The 17,870-nt window shown below is 39.6% G+C and carries 13 protein-coding genes; 7 read left to right on the forward strand and 6 right to left on the reverse strand.

Features of this window, described 5'->3' with window-relative positions; genetic code table 11:
• Positions 1–402: 402 nt before the first annotated feature.
• Entirely contained in the window at positions 403–3,762 is a 3,360-nt protein-coding gene (locus FEDK69T_RS15390; protein WP_051385074.1) for a zinc-dependent metalloprotease, read from the reverse strand.
• A 172-nt stretch (positions 3,763–3,934) separates the two neighbouring features.
• Here FEDK69T_RS15390 and FEDK69T_RS05395 point away from each other — a divergent pair, with 172 nt between their 5' ends.
• From FEDK69T_RS05395 to FEDK69T_RS05405, 3 genes are all read left to right on the forward strand, one after another.
• The gene (locus tag FEDK69T_RS05395) at positions 3,935–4,870 is read left to right on the forward strand and encodes a bifunctional riboflavin kinase/FAD synthetase (RefSeq protein ID WP_023573141.1); all 936 of its coding nucleotides are present in this window, start codon (positions 3,935–3,937) and stop codon (positions 4,868–4,870) included.
• Positions 4,870–6,189, forward strand: a complete 1,320-nt coding sequence (locus tag FEDK69T_RS05400) for an HTTM domain-containing protein (protein WP_035630277.1) — start codon at positions 4,870–4,872, stop codon at positions 6,187–6,189. The genes FEDK69T_RS05395 and FEDK69T_RS05400 overlap by 1 nt, the downstream gene beginning before the upstream one ends.
• Before the next feature lie 113 nt (positions 6,190–6,302).
• Positions 6,303–6,767 (forward strand): hypothetical protein, encoded by a 465-nt coding sequence (locus FEDK69T_RS05405; RefSeq protein WP_023573142.1) that lies wholly within the window; start codon positions 6,303–6,305, stop codon positions 6,765–6,767.
• Here FEDK69T_RS05405 and FEDK69T_RS05410 read toward each other — a convergent pair.
• Together FEDK69T_RS05410 and FEDK69T_RS05415 are read right to left on the reverse strand one after the other, a co-directional pair.
• The gene (locus FEDK69T_RS05410; protein ID WP_023573143.1) at positions 6,758–7,516 is read right to left on the reverse strand and encodes a UDP-2,3-diacylglucosamine diphosphatase; all 759 of its coding nucleotides are present in this window, start codon (positions 7,514–7,516) and stop codon (positions 6,758–6,760) included. The two genes, FEDK69T_RS05405 and FEDK69T_RS05410, sit on opposite strands and share 10 nt — an antisense overlap.
• Before the next feature lie 154 nt (positions 7,517–7,670).
• On the reverse strand, positions 7,671–8,120 hold the full coding sequence (locus FEDK69T_RS05415; protein ID WP_023573144.1) for a 6-pyruvoyl trahydropterin synthase family protein: 450 nt from the start codon (positions 8,118–8,120) through the stop codon (positions 7,671–7,673).
• A 92-nt stretch (positions 8,121–8,212) separates the two neighbouring features.
• Here FEDK69T_RS05415 and FEDK69T_RS05420 point away from each other — a divergent pair, with 92 nt between their 5' ends.
• Positions 8,213–8,836 carry a 2OG-Fe(II) oxygenase gene (locus FEDK69T_RS05420; RefSeq protein ID WP_023573145.1) on the forward strand — a complete coding sequence of 208 codons (624 nt, stop codon included), beginning with the start codon at positions 8,213–8,215 and terminating at the stop codon, positions 8,834–8,836.
• A 2-nt stretch (positions 8,837–8,838) separates the two neighbouring features.
• On the opposite strand, the gene FEDK69T_RS16015 is transcribed toward FEDK69T_RS05420, so the two are convergent.
• From FEDK69T_RS16015 to FEDK69T_RS05430, 3 genes are all read right to left on the reverse strand, one after another.
• Positions 8,839–9,015, reverse strand: a complete 177-nt coding sequence (locus tag FEDK69T_RS16015) for a hypothetical protein (RefSeq protein WP_023573146.1) — start codon at positions 9,013–9,015, stop codon at positions 8,839–8,841.
• A gap of 89 nt (positions 9,016–9,104) precedes the next feature.
• Entirely contained in the window at positions 9,105–12,554 is a 3,450-nt protein-coding gene (locus FEDK69T_RS05425) for a T9SS type B sorting domain-containing protein (RefSeq protein ID WP_035630275.1), read from the reverse strand.
• 409 nt (positions 12,555–12,963) lie between these two features.
• The gene (locus tag FEDK69T_RS05430; protein ID WP_023573149.1) at positions 12,964–14,772 is read right to left on the reverse strand and encodes a GNAT family N-acyltransferase; all 1,809 of its coding nucleotides are present in this window, start codon (positions 14,770–14,772) and stop codon (positions 12,964–12,966) included.
• A 194-nt stretch (positions 14,773–14,966) separates the two neighbouring features.
• Here FEDK69T_RS05430 and FEDK69T_RS05435 point away from each other — a divergent pair, with 194 nt between their 5' ends.
• The 3 genes from FEDK69T_RS05435 (at position 14,967) to FEDK69T_RS05445 (ending at position 17,868) form a co-directional block, all read left to right on the forward strand.
• Positions 14,967–15,728: an exodeoxyribonuclease III gene (locus FEDK69T_RS05435; RefSeq protein ID WP_023573150.1), complete on the forward strand. Its 762-nt coding sequence runs from the start codon at positions 14,967–14,969 to the stop codon at positions 15,726–15,728.
• 22 nt (positions 15,729–15,750) lie between these two features.
• A complete protein-coding gene (locus FEDK69T_RS05440; protein ID WP_023573151.1) occupies positions 15,751–16,716 on the forward strand; it encodes an OmpA family protein in 966 nt (321 codons plus the stop codon).
• A 111-nt stretch (positions 16,717–16,827) separates the two neighbouring features.
• Positions 16,828–17,868, forward strand: coding sequence for an aldo/keto reductase (locus FEDK69T_RS05445; protein WP_023573152.1), 1,041 nt, complete (start codon positions 16,828–16,830; stop codon positions 17,866–17,868).
• Positions 17,869–17,870 lie beyond the last annotated feature (2 nt).

Here is a 17,870-nt window from a genome sequence, read left to right on the forward strand (position 1 = left end):
ACATTGTTTCCTGTATAGAATCTGAATTGTGCATTGAGGTTTCCATTGTTAGGATGCGGATACGAAGAAAAGTCTTCCATGCTAAAGCTTTCGGGAGCTTATGTTTAAGGTAATCTCAAGTATCTGTCTGTTGATAATAAGATGTCAGCAGACTCATGTATGAAATTTAATTAATGTCGTTTCAGGCTCAAGTTATGGTTTGCGGAGTGTAATGTGCTCATGAAACTGTTGTAGTGCTTTGTGATGTTGCGTTTAATGTTTTTTGTGTCGTAAGCCGTGACAACAATATTACTAAATCGGTTTGCTTCAATTGGGTGCCTGCCTCATGGACAGTGTAATTCGCTTAATTAAAAGAATAAAAAAAGCGCCAGAATTGGCGCTTTTTTATTAGAATGTGGTTTGTTACTTTATTACGATACGTTTTGTCGTTTGCTTGTCTCCGTCCAATACAGTAATTAAATAAACACCGGTTTGTGCATTGTTTAGTTGAATGTTTTGGTTGAAGAAGCCGCTGTTTTGATAAGATTTTTCGAAAATTATTCTTCCGCTTATATCGTAGACATTAATCTTAATGTTGTTGCTTGAATTGGATTCGAACTGAACATTAAAATTACCATTGTTTGGGTTAGGGTAAATGGTAAAATTCTTCAGATTGTTGTCTGCAACGCTTGCTGTTTGTACCGTACAGATGTTCAAACTCCAGCTGTTAATTGTTCCTGCATCGTTTGTAGCCTGATCGATTACTCTCAAAGTCCAGGTTCCTGTAGAATTTTGTCCATTAAATGCAGAAAGTGCTTGTGCAGGAATAACCGTTCCCGTAATTCCAGGACAGATCGGGGTAACTCCTGCGTCGTCAAAAGTTGCATTGATGTTTGCATTGGTTGCTTCGTTATCACACGGTCTGCTGAATAATTGAACAACAGTTCCGGATGGACTTGTTAACCTTCCAACTGTATCACCAATCCAATCGTGGCTAGCATTCAATGTAATGTTTACATCGGCTATAGTTCCGCCATTTGCAATAACGATTGTGGAAGTTCCTGTTCCGTTATCAGGAATGGCAACTGGAACGTTTGTAGAATTGGTTGTAGCACATGATAAAACGCCGGTTTTAAATTTGAAAACAGGGCTATAAGTTCCGCTGCAGCCTGCGTTTTTAGGCATAACTCTCCAATAATAATTAGTGGCTTCTGACAATCCTGATAAACTGTAAGAAGTTGTTGTTGTGTTTCCTGAACTGATAATGTTTGTGAAAGCAAGATCTGTGGCAACCTGAACATCATATGATGAAGCATTGGTGTTTGCTGCCCAAGTCAGATTTAAATTCAAGCTTTGTCCAACAGCATTATTAGCAGGCGCATTTAATGTCATTGCTGGAAAAGTTGAATTTAATAAATCCAAATAATAAGAAACCTTTTTGCTTGTAGCTCCTGAAGTTGCAGTTACAATTATATTGCTAATGCCAACAGGGCTTCCAGAAGTGTTGCTAACGGTCATGGTAACGGTGCCGTTTGTACTGCTCATAGTTGTTGGAGAGAAGGTAACCGTTGATCCTGTTGGCTTTCCGGCAGAAGTAAATGTTGTTGTTCCGCTGAAACCACCAAATGCCTTGTAATCAATAGTGTAAGAGACGCTTGAACCTTTACAAGCAGATTTAAATTGCTGGCCGGCTACACCGTTGAATGCAACCGAAAAAGATGAAGTAGGAGCTGCAATTGTAAAGTTTACGTTTGAGATGTCAAAGAAAATGTGGTTATTTCCTCTAACCATGATTCGATTTGTTGTTCCTATGTTATTTGGAACAGTTATCGTTTCTGTCCCGTCATTCGGAACTTTGCTTGCCAATAAAATAGAGTAAGTATTTCCTCCGTCAGTAGATAAATAAATGTCAACATAATTACAGTTTATTCCGTTAGCAGTGGTTCCTGAAACATTCCATGTAACATTTTGATTAGTTCCTACTGCCCATGAAAGAGCTGCATTAGGAGCGGTAACCGCGAAAGGTCCGGCAGCTGAGCTAACGGTAACTCTCATGTCGTCATAGCTTGTTTGTCCCACTGTAATTGGTGCGGAAGAGCTGTAAGGAGCATTATCTCTTACTGTTAATCGGAAATTCAGGGTTCTCGCAACAGAGCTTAACGCTTCAACAAGAATTCCGTCGTTTCCAGTTCCTGTAGTAGTTGTTCTATTGGCGATAATACTTGGCAAAGTAGGCATATATCTGAATGGTGAAACTGTCGGGTTCCATGATCTCCAGTTTGGCCCGCTAGTTTTGGTTGCGCTGGCTACGCTATTGCCAGCAGTTAGAGAGCCAGCATCATCATTTTGTTCCCAGCAGTAAGTTAAGGCGTCACCCGCATTTGCATCGGTAGCCGAACCTGTAAGGATAAAAGGGGTGCTTTTCGGAATCGTGTAATCAGGACCGGCATTAGCAACAGGTGTGGCATTATTTCCTGCCAATGAAGTTGTTACCGGACAGGATTTGCCTGCCAGGTTTGCCTGAATCTGAGCAATGGATGCTTGATGGTAAATTGCTATTGAATGCGGAGCAACATCTTGATCTGTAATTCCGGCATATCCCATGATAGTTACCCCTGAGCCTACTTCCTTATTTACTCCGGCACCTTCGTTGTCGACTGAAAAAGTATGATTGCCTCCTAATTGGTGTCCAACTTCATGTACTACATAATCAATGTCAAAGTTGTCTCCCATTGGTACACCATCAGCTGGTGAAGTGATTCCGGCGCCTTTGTTCTGGTCTGAGGTGCTGTCGGTGTCATCAACGCACACACATCCAATACAGCCCGCATTTCCACCGCCACCGCTTGCTCCGAACATGTGACCAATATCATAAGCAGCATTATTCGCTGCTAAAGAAGTTGAAGGACCGGTAAGATTGTTACTCAAAGTGTTTTGCAATTGAGCATTCCATTGGCCTAAGTTGGCAGAATATGGGTCTGTTGACGGATTACAGTAAATAACGTTTGTAGTGCTGGCAACAAGGTTAAGGTGTAAAGCTAAATCTTTCTCGTAAACTCCGTTGCAACGTGAAAGGGTTGCGTTGAAAGCGGCAAGTACTATAGCTTTATCAGCATCGTTTCCTGCAGTGCTTGCTCCAAAATAAGCGGCATATTCTCCATTACAGGATTGAGCCAAACGCATCGTTTTTAATTGTCCGGCACTTGATTTATTGGTGTTTGGAATTTGTTTGTCAATGCTGGTCATCATGCCATGATCATCTGTGGAGCAAGTCCATGATAATCGTCCTCTTTCTCTTTCAGAATTGAAAACGGCGTAGGTTTTTCCGTCAACAGAATAAGGTTCCATGAATTCATTTTCGTTGTCGGTTCTGAAAACCATTGTCTGGATTCCCTGTGGTGATATGCTCAGTTTTATAGTGGCATATCTGTCAGTAATTCCTTTTCCTGAAAAAGCTCTGATTTGCGGATACTTTGCCTGTAAATCCTGTTCGAAATTTGAGGCTTCATACATTTCAAATTGCTCCAGTTCTCCTTTGGTGTTGGGCAATGAAATAATGACAGAATGTTTTGACGATTTATCAACAACAGAAAATAAAGCTTCCCTAACAGTGGAAATGTTTAAATCGTATAAGTCAAACTTTTTTGGGAAAGAGAGCCTTTTTACGTTTTTGGAAGCCTCGATTTTTTCACCCGAACTGCGTTTCCACGCATTGTCGGTCTGTGCTTCTGCAGAGAGGGTCCCCATAAAAGCAACGAGCGAACAAAGTAAAATTCTTTTCATTTTTTAAGTTAGATTGTTAGTTTAGGCCCAAAAATACATTTATTTTTTATTTTTTTAACAAAAATGGCATTCTTTTTTGGTTACAATGAATTGGGAGTCAGAAAATAAAAACAATCGGGTATCTTATTTTGAAATAGAATTACAATAATTACCTTTGCGCAAACATCATCTATTGAAAATAGTTTCATCCATACAGGAATTCAGTACATCGGCCGGAACCGTTGTTACTTTGGGTACTTTTGACGGCGTTCATATAGGGCATCAGAGTATATTGGATAAAGTAATATCTTCAAGTAAAAAATTGGGATGCGAAAGTTTAGTGCTTACTTTTTTTCCACACCCAAGAATGGTACTGCAGCATGATTCTGAAATTAAGCTATTAAACACCATAGAAGAAAAATCGCTTCTGCTTGAAAAAGCAGGAATCGATAATCTGGTCATTCATCCTTTCGATCAGACTTTTTCACAACTCACAGCAGAAGAGTTTGTCAAGGATATATTGGTGAACCGATTTAGAGTCAAAAAAATTATTATAGGGCATGACCATCGTTTTGGAAAAAACCGTACAGCTACTATTGATGACTTAATTCGATTCGGCATGGAATATGGCTTCGAAGTGGAACAGATATCTGCACAGGAAGTAGATGCTGTTTCGGTCAGTTCCACTAAAGTACGAACTGCTCTGGATGAGGGGAATGTTGCCTTGGCCAGTCAGTATTTGGGTTATGATTACTTTTTTTCCGGAACGGTTGCCGAGGGCAGAAAACTCGGACGTACTATCGGGTATCCTACGGCAAACATCAAAATTGATGAAAGTTACAAGTTAATCCCTAGAAATGGCGTTTACATTGTTTCATCCGAAATCGGCGGTGAAAAGGTTTACGGTATGATGAATATAGGTATCAATCCGACCGTTGGCGGAACTGCCCAAAGTATTGAAGTGTATTTCTTTGATTTCGATCAGGATTTGTACGGTAAAAGGATAACAGTTACCGTTTATGAAAAAATCCGTGATGAACAGAAATTCGCTTCGGTAGATGAATTACGAATGCAATTGGGTAAAGACCAAGATGTTTCGTTTAAGTACATAGCAAACCGGTTTTCGTGATGACTTCCCGATTGTTCAAATCCATAGATAATGCCCCGTTAATTGTTTTCCGTATTTTCTTCGGATTATTGTTTGCGTGCGAAACTTTTGGCGCTATTTTAACCGGATGGGTAAGGGCTAATTTCATTCGTCCCGAATTTACATTTTCACATATTGGCATGGATTGGCTGCAGCCGTTACCTGGATATGGAATGTATTTCTATTTTGGTATCATGGGGTGTTTGTCTTTGGCTGTAATGCTGGGGTATAAATACCGTTACAGTCTTGGTTTGCTTACGCTGTTTTGGGCCGGAGCCTATTTTATGCAGAAAACGTCCTACAACAATCACTACTATCTGTTGTTGCTTATCTCTTTTATTATGCTTTTTCTTCCGGCCAACCGATATGCTTCTCTCGATGTGAAGCAAAATCCCGGACTGGAAAAATTCTCCATGCCCGCCTGGTGCTCCTGGGTACTGGTTTTTCAGGTAGCGATAGTTTATTTTTTTGCGACTGCTGCCAAATTATATCCGGATTGGCTTGACGGGACATATACAGGACTTTTGTTTTCTGAAATCAATACCCTTCCACTGATAGAAAAACTGTTTCGTAATCCTGGTTTCCATATTTTCATTGCTTATGCCGGAATTGCCTTCGACGGGTTAATCGTTCCCTTGCTGCTTTGGAAACGGACAAGAACCTTAGCGCTTATTGCTTCTTTTCTGTTTCATCTTTTTAATTCCATCTTCCTAAAAATTGGGATATTCCCTTATTTTGCTCTGAGTTTTGCTGTTTTTTTCTATCCGCCGGAAACTATCCGTGGTGTTTTTTTCAAACACAAGCCGGTTGTTGTTTCTGAAATTGAAGGTGGCAACCTTTTGGGGAGATCATTGTTTTATTTTTTCTTTATTCCTTATTTTATTGTTCAGTTGGCGTTGCCTATTCGTCATTGGTTTATAAAAGGCGATGTTTTATGGACTGAAGAAGGTCATCGTTTGAGTTGGCGGATGATGTTGCGTGAACGAAGCGGCACAATTAATTTCCGGGTTATCGATAAGAAAACTAAAAACCGCATTTTTTATCCGTTTGAAAGCCATTTGACACACAAGCAATTGGAAGGGGTGTCTACCAAGCCGGATATGATTTGGCAAATGGCACAGCGCATTAAGTCGGAATTTCTGAAAAAAGGAATTCAGGTCAGTATTTATGCCGATTGCTACGTTTCGATTAACCGAAAAATCCCCCTAGCTCTAATAGATCCGAATGTTGATTTGGCGTCAGCTCCTTGGGATTACTTCCTCCATAATGACTGGATATTGCTTCCCAAAGGCGGCAAATAGATTAGGCTGTAATTTTTAAATTCGTATCGTAAATTTTTGTAACTTAGTAATTGGCTGAGAATTAAGTTTTTATGGTTTTCAGAACTTCTTTGTTTAACTAAAAATTTACTATCATGTTCAACAGAAAAGAATTTAAAAACGGGTTTATTATTTTCCTTGGAATCGGACTTTATTTTCTGGTAATGGAGATGTTAGGTCTGGCCGGTCATTTGTATTTGCGATTTTTTAATATTTTCATCGTTCTTTACGGTGCCAGCAGAACCATCAGAGCTAATTATGCTGAGGGGAAATACGAATACATGAATAATTTCATGTCCAGTGTCTTAACATGTGCAATCGGGGTAGCTTTGAGTGTTTTTGGGTTGATGGTATATATCCATGCTCGCGGTGGTGAGGCCTATCTGGCTAACCTTTCCGATGGGTTTATATTCGCCGGAGGTAAAGCACGTATTAACGAATATTGCATTGGACTACTGTTTGAAGGTATTGCTTCTTCTCTCGTTGGTAGTTTATTGCTGATGCAATACTGGCATGGAAAAATTCCACACGCTCATCACAACGCTCACGATCAGTGGTAGAATCGTTTCAATTCGAAGTTGGTGCCGTCAAAGACGCCATAAGAATAATAACCAATCCAATCGCCCAGGTTAAAGTAATGGGAGCCCTCTTTTAGTAAAATCTCAAGAGGTAGATGTCTGTGGCCAAAAACGAAGAAATCATAATGTTTGGTTTCCAGTTTTTTCTTTGCGTACTGATACAGCCATTCGTTCTCTTTGCCTAAATATTTTACATCTTCTGCGCCCGAAATCAACTTGTTTTTTACCGAAAGGTATTGGGCAAGCTTAACTCCTAAATCCGGATGTAGCCAACGGAAAAGCCATTTCGAAAAAGGATTGGTAAAAACTTTTTTCATTCGTTTGTAGCCTACATCGCCCGGGCCCAAACCATCACCGTGACCGATAAAAAATTCTTTGCCGTTAATGGTGAAATGCTTCGGTTTGTGGTATACCGGTATGTTTAGCTCTTTTTCAAAATAATCATACATCCACAAATCGTGGTTTCCTACGAAGAAAAAAATCTGTATCCCGCTGTCACGAAGTTCGGCCAGTTTTCCAAGAACCCTCACAAATCCTTTTGGGACCACCGTTTTGTATTCGAACCAAAAATCAAATAAATCACCTAACAGGAATAAGGCATCGGCATCCTTCTTGATTTCGTCAAGCCAGGCTACGAATTTTTGTTCCCTTGGGAAACTTATTTCAGCGGTGGGAGCGCCAAAATGCTGATCTGAGGCGAAATAAACTTTTTTGGCATTTGGAAGCTTCATAGGTGTAATGATGAAAAATCAAATATAGATAATGTAAATTATTATTTACACTGAATTCGTTTAAAGTCAAATAAAAGAGTTGAGAAACGTTCAGCCGGGTTTTCAGAATTTCTTGTTTTTCAAGAAAACTTTTGAAAGCCCTGTTTTGAAAATATTAATTGTCGGAATGATACCATTCTGCAAAAGACGACTCGGTTTCCTGTAGTTTCAGCGAATGCAAGCGAATATCTTGTGGCAATCGACTTTTTATTTTTTCGGCAAAATCAATCACCATATTTTCACTCGTCGGCTGATAATCGACTAAGATCACATGATGGCCTCTGTTTTTAAGTTCGTTGGCCAGTTCAATATGCGGTGTGTTTTTGTTGAAAACCGTAGCATGGTCGAACAGATCAACAATTTCTTCTTTAACGATTTTTTTCAGATCGCCAAAATCAATCACCATTCCGTATTTCACATTTGACGTGTCGGTTATGGGTTTTCCGATTACGGTAACCGAAAGTTTGTAACTGTGACCGTGAACGTTTTTGCACTTTCCGTCATAACCGTATAAGGCATGACCGGTTTCGAAAGAAAATTGTTTTGTGATTCTGATGTTGCTCATCGCGCTTTATTTAGAGGACAAATTTAGTAAATTAATTCGAGCGAGGCATTTTGAGTTTTTCATCCTATCTTTGGTAGTATAAATACGAATCTATGACCGATTTTGAAATCAACCCGAAGTATGAGATGATTATTGATGATTTGATGAATCAAAAATTCAGTATCGCTGATAATTTTTTTGCGCCCGATGAGGTAGCATTGCTGAGGAAAAACCTCTTAAGAAAGTTCGATGAAAGGAACTTTAAAAAATCAGCCATCGGAAATCAGGACAGGGAACAGATTGCGGAAGAAGTACGTGGTGACTTTATTCTTTGGTTGGATGAGCAGAATGCAGATGAAGCAGAGCAATTATATTTTGAACGAATCAATGATTTTGTCCGCTATCTGAACAGGACTTGTTTTTTAGGGATTCAGGATATGGAATTCCACTATGCATTGTATCCGGAAGGGACTTTTTATAAACGACATCTGGATACCTTTCAAAACGATAGCCGGCGGAAACTTTCCATGGTTTGTTATTTGAACGAAGAACATTGGCAAATGGATTATGGCGGAGAACTGACGATTTACAAAAATGAAGACGGAAACGAAACGGAACTCAATGTCGTTCCGGTCCAGGGAAGAATGGTGATTTTTGAAAGCCAGGTGTTAGAGCACGAAGTCAAGCCGGTACGACAGCCTCGTTTAAGCATAACCGGTTGGTTAAAGACGCGGTAATATTATTGGTTGTTTTCTTTTTTTCTGGCGCGATAATACATCCAGTAAGCGATGCCTGCCAGAACAACGAAAGGGAGGAAAGTGCCTATGAATACGCCTATTTCATAACTCGAATCGGGTGCGTTTTTTATTTTTTCCTCGATAGCTGTATTTTGTGTTAAAAGAAAGAAATGTTTCATTTGCTATAATAATTTATCGGCATAAACAAAGTTAATCAAAAAGGGACAGCTTTAAACTGTCCCTTTTTGATTTGTCAATAAATGATTAGTTATCGTTTTAAGGAGAAATGACTTCTGAACTCGTTTCGGGCATTATTTACAGTGAACTCAATTTTGAACCAATAATCGGTTGCCGGAAGTGCAGTTCCGTTGAATGTGCCATCCCATCCGGCTCCGTTCGGACTGATTTCTTTTATCAGTTTGCCATATCGGTCGAAAATATAAATATTAGCTTCATATGATGGCAGCAGATTGTCGATTTTCCAAGTGTCATTATAACCGTCACCATTAGGAGTGAAGAAATTCGGATAGGTTACTGTATGAACTGTATTGGAAACCTTTATGCCGCATTCGGATTTGTCCCGTACTGTAATGGTATAACTTCCGTTGGTAAGTCCGGTGAAAATATTACTGCTCTGCCAGTTACTGCCGTCTATACTGTATTCATAAGTCCCATATCCACCAAATGCTGTAGCCTGGATGCTTGCAAGTCCGCTTGAAAACAAAGGGGTTATAAGTACAGCCGAAACGGAAAGAGGCTCAGATGATGCATCAATAATAATACTGTCTGAGTTGGTACAACCCGTTGTAGCTTCGGTCACTATTACAGAATAAGTGCCTGCCTGTGTTACATTGTAAATTGCGCTTTGGTTTCCATTGCTGTCAACATCAGGGTTGCTCGGGTTCCAAGCATATTGGAAATTTCCTGGATTTGATGGAGTGGCATCTATGTTTTGAGAGCCTATACCAGTTGAAGGGTCCAAGCAAAGCGAAAAATTATCGCCCAACTCTGTCTTTGGGAGCGGATTTGCCACAAGTTTCAAAAAAGGACCTAGTCCAACGCAATCATTGTTTAGGTTGCTGTCTACGCGGATATAAAGGGTTTGTGTGTTTGCAGCTATATTTCGGTATGGGTTTGTTGCTGTTCCGCTAATTGCATTTTCTTCAGCAAGTGCATCATTTAAAGTTTCATAATAGGTAACTGTGAGGTTTTGGCTATTGGTAAAGGAGTTTAAAATAGCGGTAGTAGCCGAATCAAAATTAAAATACGCATATCCATCATTTGCAGGATTGGTCTGGTCGATATGCACATCGCATTCTTCTAATGTTTGTGTCATTGAAGCGTTTATCTGTGTCGCTGATACAACAAGTGTTGTCGCTGCAATACGGAAACATCCATTGGAATTGGTGACTCTGATCCAGATGATTTCTCCTCCGGATGTATAGCTGGTGAAATTGCTTATAGGATTTGTGTTCGCCTGAGCATTCGCATTGGTTCTAAAATATCCAAATTGTACATTCGGATCAGTACTTATTAAGGAATTGGCTTCTGTTAAATTGAAAATGGTGATTGCATCCTGGTCGTCATCACATTGTTTTAGCGTGATAGTGCTGTTTATAGTCGGTAAAGGCTGCACAATCAGGTTGAATGATGATGTTGCAAAACAGTTTGAAGATGAATTTGTTACGCGTACATATATTGTTCTGTCATTGGTGTTTAAGGTTGTTTGAGGATTGTTTCCGGTGTTTGCGTCCCCTTGATTTAAATGATAACTGACCTGAAAACTAGTCTGTTCGTTTAAGATCTCACTTGTTTTTGTGCTTAAATTAAACGTGGCGAATCCGTTGGCGTCGTCCCCGTCTAGATTATCATCACAGGTTTTATAATCCGATATAGTGGCAATGGTTGGGGCAGGATTCACTGTTACCGTTACAGTAGCGGAAACAGCGGCGCAAGCATTATTCTCTGCTAAAGTGTAGGTGTAAACTCCCGAAGGATCAACAGCAGGATTGAAAATTGATGAACCGCTCGCCAAAACTGGCGACCAAGTTCCTCCTGTGTTGGCGGTTGGTCCCAGAAGTGTAAATAAGTCTAAGGTTGGGGAGTTCTTGCAAACATCAATTTGTGCATTGTTCCCTGGATTCTGTGCCTGTTGCACAGTTACCGTAACCTGAACGTTAACGATTTCACAAAGCCCCGTAAAGTTATAATTGTACACTCCCGGTGCATCTACTGCCGGGTCAAAAACTCCGGTTCCACTTGCTAAAGCAGGTGTCCATGTGCCCCCCGGATCCGGATTTCCTTCAATTTTGGTGAATAAATCGGTAGTGGTATTGGAGCAAACAGTTACATCGGTATCTTTTGGTTCGGAACCAAAACCAGAGTAATATGCAGCAAAACCAACTGCGCCGCTTGATCCAAATATTCCAACAGCTAACGGGCCGGTTGATTCTACTTTAATATTTCCGTTGTACCCCTGGAGCCTGTAGGTAACCCATTGTGAGTTGCCTAAAACGGGTTGTGGTTGTGCTGAGATATTATTTCCGTTTATTTTTAGAGTTGAACCAGTATAGGTCACGGCAATTATTTCACTGGTGTAAGTTGCTGTTCCAATGGAATTAATGCTAGGAATTAAATCCACGGTTTTTTGGAAAAAACAACTTAGAGGAGGGATGAAATTTAAACCTGATGTGGCATCGGATGAAGAACCTCCTAATATCTGATACATGTATATCGGTTTGGAAGAGGTAATGTACATGTTTTTGTTGTTTGTTCCCTGATACATTGAGGTAGGTAACAATACATAATCGCCGGCATTAATTGTTGTAAATGCTGTTGTTGATCCATTGATAAAAATTTGAGTGTTATCTTCTGTGGCAATGGCCAAAGGATGTTCAACATTATCGCTTCCATTTCCTTTTACAACGATGTATTCCGTTCCAACTTCTTCTATCGGTACAATCTGGTCAAAAGTAAAGTCCTGACCTTCTTGGGGGCTGGACATACCGGCGAGTGCGTTTCCGGTATTTACGGCTATAGGTTTGTTAGAGGTAACTAGCGCTCCAATAAACCCGGTTAAGTTACCCGGATAATCAGTATAGCCTGATACTGTAACAGACTCTCCGGCATTCATTGTGAATGTCTGGGTACTGGGATTTATTGTGTTGCCATCCATTGAAAAAACAACATCAGGCGAGTAATCTGAAATAGTGACGGTTGTATTGTTTTCAGTCGCCATAAAACTGGCGAAAAAATTTCGAATAGTATTATCTTGGCTCTGAGGTAGACTTCCAAGACGAAATTGTGTTCCGATGCCCTGATATCCTTTGGCAACTAAAATTTCGGCATGATTTTCTGCACGGACTTTAAAAGTTGCGTAGAATTCTTTACTGCCTTCTAGGATTAGCCCTTTTTCTTGTTTCACGATATTTAGGTCGTTGTTTGACAAAAACATTATTGAAGGCTGCCTAGAGCCTATGGAAACAATCTCTGGGTTGCCGCTGGAGATAGTAAACGGAGAGCCGGGTATGGGAGTTCCATCTCCTCCTGTAATGGAAACCTGAAATGGCGTTGTTTCCGGAGTAGATAGGTAGACATAGTGATCAGCAACGAAATTTTCGCCGCCTCGAGCATGAATTGGAGGGATCCAATGCTTTTTGCTGAGCTGTGCACTCGTTATATTGTAAGTGATTAATAATATTAAAAGTAAAAGTCTCATTTTGTGGTGGTTGATTTTAGCTACGCAAAAATAGAAGAATATTGCAATTTTTTAGCATTTGGTTATAAACTAATGGGGAGTTTTTGTTGTTTTCTTGCAGATTATCAGTTATTTTGTGTTAGAAGCAGGTTTTGATGTTTTAATTTTGATAATTTTTGTAAGAAATTAACAATATATTTTTTAATAAAATAAGGGCAATAAATTTTTTACTGATTTTAGTATGTTGCTTGCAGATGAAATTTCATTTAAACCGTCTTTAGAAAAAGCGGAATGGCATAAAATGATTAAAAAGTAGTGATTTGTTTAAATAAAAAAGTCCCTAATTTCCGGGACTTTTTGTTATTGTGTTGATCTCCTTTTGTTTATTTCCTTAGAAATGTTGGAGAGTATTTGTTATTTTTGATTTAGCCTAGTGGTTTTCTCCTTTTTCTGCCAGTTTACGCTCTAATTCGGCTTGAAATTCCTCGATAACTGGTTTCATTGTGCTTTCAGGGATGTCGGCTATGCGGATATACATCAATCCATCAACTGCATTGTTGAATAATGGGTCAACATTGAAAGCAACTACACGAGCATTCTGCTTAATGTATTTCTTGATCAATACAGGCAAACGCAAACTTCCCGGTTCCAATTCGTCAATAATCTTGTCAAACTTGTTCAAATCGGATTCAGCTTCATCAAAAATGAAATCTTTGTCGGCGTCTTTTAATTTTACCTTGTATTCCTTTTTAGGGTGTACATATTGAGCAATATATGGATCGTAATAATTCGACTTCATGAATTCAATCATCAGCGATTTCGAAAATTCCGAAAACTGGTTACTGATACTTACGCCGCCGATAAGGAATTTATGCTCCGGATAGTGTAATGTTGTGTGAACAATACCTTTCCAAAGCAAAAACAAAGGCATTGGTTTCTGTTGGAATTCTTTGATGATGAATGCGCGACCCATTTCGATGGATTTACTCATCATGTCAAACAATTCGGGTTCAAATCGGAATAACTCCTGAAGGTAAAAACCGTCGATGCCATATTTGGCAAAAATCTGTGATCCTAATCCCATGCGGTAAGCTCCTGCAATCTGCTTAGTATCTTCATCCCACAAAAACATGTGGTGGTAATAGTTGTCATATTTGTCCAGATCGATGGCTTCATTGGTTCCTTCGCCGACTTCACGGAACGTAATTTCTCGCAGACGCCCTATCTCATGAAGGATGTTCGGAATCTTATCTGCTGTTACAAAAAAAACTTCGTAATTCTTGCTTTGCAGAAAACGATAGTCTCCCTTTCGCAGTTCGGTTATTTCCTGAATGATCAGGTCCTGTTTAGCAGGGGTTACAATCTGTTTCGGATTTTTCGGTAATTTTAAACTTGGAGCTGAAAGCAGTTTGGTTTCTGTTTCGAATGCATTGGCTAGTATATAGGTCTTGCGGCGTAAAAAATCGGAATAAGCATCCAGCGATTCGTATTCGTTTTGTTCAGCCACCGAAATTGGTTTTCCGATGCGGACTTTGATTACGCGGTCTTTTTGTGTCAATAACTCCGAAGGTAATTTTGCCGTGCGAAGTGTGTCGTTTATTTGGGAAAGCAAATAAAATAACCTGCTGTTTTTGGCATGAAAATAAATCGGGACTACAGGAACCTGTGCTTTTCGGATGACTTTGATAGCGCCTTCTTCCCAAGGTTTGTCTACTACCAGCTGACCGTCTTTGTAAGTTGAAACCTCTCCGGCAGGAAACATGCCTAATGGTTTTCCATCGCTTAAATGACGAAGTGTTTCTTTGATTCCGATAACGCTTGATTTTGCATCCTTGTGATTTTCAAACGGATTCACCGGCATGATATACGGTTTCATCGGTTCGATGCGGTGCAACAAGAAATTGGCAATGATTTTGAAATTCGGTTCTCTTTCGAGCATTAATTTTAAAAGTAAAATGCCGTCAATTCCGCCTAGGGGATGGTTGGAAACCGTGATATAAGGTCCTTCTTTCGGTAATCGTTTTAAGTCTTCTTCCGGAATTTCAAATTTAATCTGAAATTCATCCAATATGGCATTCAGGAATTCAAGATCTTTTAAGTGCTTGTTCCTGTTGTAAATTTTGTTCAGGGTGGAAATTTTAAGTGCCTTCATCAGTAACCAGCCTGAGAAGGTTCCTAAAAAGCCGTATTTATCAGCATTTATTGCTTTTGCAACTTCTTTAGCAGTAACTAAACCCATTTATTTTTCGGTTTTTGGGAAAAAACAAAGATAGGAATAATAGTCTAATCGTTAAAATGTTTCAGAAGTATAAATGTAAAATCTGAATCCTTTGTTGTTATTTATTTGAGGGTTAATTGTTTATAAGTAATTGAAAATAGTGTTTCGAATTTGATGGTTTTTTCTATACATTTGGGAAAAAGATTAACCCTAAAATGAAGATTATATCCTATAACGTCAACGGAATACGTGCTGCCATTACTAAAGGTTTTATCGAGTGGCTGCAAAGCGCTAATCCCGACGTGATTTGCCTGCAGGAAATTAAAGCTACTCCCGAACAGATTCCTACGTTGGATATCGAACTTTCCGGTTATCCTTACCATTATTGGTTTCCTGCCGAAAAGAAGGGGTACAGCGGGGTGGCCATTCTTTCAAAAGTAGCGCCTAAGAATGTGGTGTACGGAACTGGAATAGACTATATGGACAAGGAAGGACGGAACCTAAGAATTGATTTCGATGATTTTTCGGTGATGAGCCTGTATTTGCCTTCGGGAACGAACATAGACCGTTTGGATCATAAGTTTCAGTACATGGACGACTTTCAGGCCTATGTCAATAATCTGAAAAAAGAAATTCCAAATCTGATTATCGGCGGAGATTATAATATCTGTCATGAGGCAATTGATATTCATGATCCAATCCGAAATGCAAAAGTATCCGGGTTTTTACCCGAAGAACGTGCTTGGCTGGATAATTTCATGAAGAACGGTTTCATCGATAGTTTCCGTCATTTTAATAAGGAACCGCATAATTATAGCTGGTGGAGTTACCGCGCCAATGCCCGTAACAATAACAAAGGCTGGAGAATCGATTACAATTTGGTGAGTGAGCCGATGAAAAACCGTTTAAAACGCGCTGTGATTTTACCGGAAGCCAAGCACTCCGATCATTGCCCAGTAGTAGTAGAAATCGAATAATAACAATAAATACCACGAAAATATGATAAAACATGTGTCTGCGGGAATTTTGGCGTTAGCCTTAACAACCTCTTGTGTTTCTAAAAAAATGTATACCGATTTAGAAACCAAATTCGCCGATTTAAAGAAAGAAAACCGCCAGTTGGCCGATGATAATGCTACATTGTCTACAGCAAAAACCCAATTGGAGAATGATAAAACCACTTTGCAGTCGGAATTGGATAAACTGAAGGCCGAAAGAGATAAATTGGCTTCTGATTATGCTGCCGCAAGCAATAATTTGAAAACGTTGCAGTCTTCGTATAATGCTCTTGAAAAAAACAGCGACGAAGCTTTGAAAGCTAATATGGATAAAAACCGCGATTTGTTGGCTCAACTGGAGGCGAAAGAAAAAGCCCTGGCTGCAGAAAGAACGCGTTTGGACAAATTAAACAAAGACCTGAAGGATCGTTCTGACCGTGTAAACGAATTGGAAAGCATGATTGCTGCCAAAGAAGCGGCTATGAATAAGCTGAAAGAAACGCTGTCAAAATCGTTAAAAGCGTTTGAAGGAAAAGGTCTTACTGTACAGCAAAAAGATGGTAAAGTATATGTTTCAATGGAAAACAAATTGCTTTTCCAATCCGGAAGTTGGGTGGTAAATCCTGATGGAAAAAAGGCGGTGGACTTAGTTGGGAAAGTATTGGGTGACAATCCGGATATTTCTGTTTTAATTGAAGGACATACTGATAACGACAAGATAAATGGAGCTATTGGCGGAGGTGTGGAAAGCAATTGGGATCTGTCTACTAAGCGTGCCACGGCTATCGTTAATATCCTTACATCAAATGGTATGGTTAGAAAAGAAAATTTAACCGCAGCAGGTCGTGGGGAATATTCACCTTTAATGAGCAACGAAACAGCAGAAGGTAAAGCGAAAAACCGTAGAATTGAAATCATCTTAACGCCAAAATTGGATGAAATCACCAAGATGTTAAACGAAATTTAATGAAACTGAACTAAGGTTCTGAGATACAAAGACTCTAAGGTAATTCTTAGGGTCTTTTTTTTTGGATTCAACCTTTGTACATTTGTGCCTCAGTACCTCAAATCTTAAAGAATGAACTATACTATTTTACCTCATACCGATTTAAAAGTAAGCGAAATATGCCTTGGGACGATGACCTTCGGAAACCAGAATACGGAAGCCGAGGCACATTCTCAGTTGGATTATGCCATAGAAAGAGGAATTAATTTCATCGATACGGCCGAGATGTACCCGATTGGAGGCAATGAACATATTTTTGGAAGTACCGAGCGTTTTATCGGAAGTTGGATCAATAAAATAGGAAAAAGCAAAAGGGAAGAATTGATTGTGGCGACTAAAATCGCAGGGCCTAACCGTGGATTGGGCTATATCCGTCAGCCGTTAGATTTCTCAAAGAAAAGCATACACGAAGCGGTTGATTTGAGCCTGAAAAACCTACAGACGGATTACATCGATTTATATCAGATGCATTGGCCGGAACGCGTGATGAACATGTTCGGAAAACGGGGTGTTTCGGAAATTGACAACCAATGGAATGAAAATATTTTCGAGGTATTGATGGTTTTTGATGGTTTAATCAAAGAAGGCAAAATCAAACATATAGGGGTTTCCAATGAAAATCCATGGGGAGTGATGAAGTTTTTAAGTGAAAGCGAAAAGCATAATTTACCGCGAATTGCCACGATTCAGAATCCTTTTTCACTTTTGAACCGTTTGTTCGAAGTAGGGCTATCTGAAATCTGCATGCGTGAGAAAGTCGGTTTGCTGGCTTATTCGCCACTTGGCTTCGGATTTATTACCGGAAAGCACCTGAACGGAATTGTGCCAAATTCTCGCCTGGATTTATTTCCTCAATTTACCCGTTATACGAATGAAAATTGTTATAAGGCAACCCGATTATATCAGGAATTGGCGAATGATAGCGGTATGACGCTAACGGAAATGGCGATTGCTTTTGTATATCAACAGCAATTCGTAACATCAACAATTATCGGAGCTACAACAATGAGTCAATTGGAAGAAAATATTAATGCGTTCAGTACGGTTCTTTCCGATGCTGTATTGAACGAAATCAATAAAATTCAGGAATTGGTTCCGAATCCGGCTCCTTAATT

This window comes from Flavobacterium enshiense DK69 (assembly GCF_000498495.1).
In the GTDB taxonomy this organism is placed as follows: Bacteria; Bacteroidota; Bacteroidia; order Flavobacteriales; family Flavobacteriaceae; genus Flavobacterium; species Flavobacterium enshiense.